The following is a 624-nucleotide window of genomic DNA, read 5'->3' as shown; positions in this document are numbered from 1 at the left end:
GTTGGCAAACATTATGAGAAATGACTGAAAAAAGACCAATTTATAGTACTTTTTCGTGGATACGCTTTGTAAAGGACATAATTTTTGTATTAATAATCCTCTATTTCGTAATAAATATATTTATTGGACTAAATAAAGAAATAAGTATTAATGCCATTGCAATAGGAATTTTTTTATTAGCCTTCATAATAATGATTGACTCAAAAGAATTGGAGGTATATAACAATATTTTAAGGATTAAAAGCAATCACCTTTTTGGATTATTCTCACGTAAAACTGACATCAAATTATCCAATATTAAAGACATAACTTGTGCTGGAAAACATTCTCAGAAAACTGATTTAACACAGGACATTTTGCGCTTAGTTGCACCTGTCTATGACTTTAAAAACACGCTGACAATTAAAACTTTTGACAATAAGACTTTTGTGTATGACGTATATATTTACAAGGAAAAACTTGACAAAGTAATCAGCATAATAAAAAAAACGTTTGCCAACACCGTGTAAAAATAATTGCTTGATTCTAGCCTACTCGGAAAATCCTACGGATTTTCCTCTGGTTCGTTTCATTTTTAGTAAGTTAGTTGCTTGCACACGCAACTATCCTTACACCAACACGTTG

1 protein-coding gene is annotated in these 624 nt (G+C 30.4%); it reads left to right on the top strand.

Annotation, left to right across the window (positions count from 1 at the left end; all coding sequences use genetic code 11):
* The first annotated feature begins 20 nt into the window (after positions 1 to 20).
* The gene (locus FGF67_RS16885; RefSeq protein ID WP_139698921.1) at positions 21 to 509 is read left to right on the top strand and encodes a hypothetical protein; all 489 of its coding nucleotides are present in this window, start codon (positions 21 to 23) and stop codon (positions 507 to 509) included.
* Positions 510 to 624: the final 115 nt, after the last annotated feature.

This window comes from Allotamlana fucoidanivorans, from assembly GCF_006265225.1.
In the GTDB taxonomy this organism is placed as follows: Bacteria; Bacteroidota; Bacteroidia; order Flavobacteriales; family Flavobacteriaceae; genus Allotamlana; species Allotamlana fucoidanivorans.
The sequence above is the reverse complement of the archived record's forward strand: the minus strand, read 5'-3'. Positions and strand labels throughout refer to the sequence as shown.

Excerpts from the sequence above, each read along its gene's own strand:
- FGF67_RS16885 (WP_139698921.1), top strand. The coding sequence starts at position 21 with ATGACTGAAAAAAGACCAATTTATAGTACTTTTTCGTGGATACGCTTT.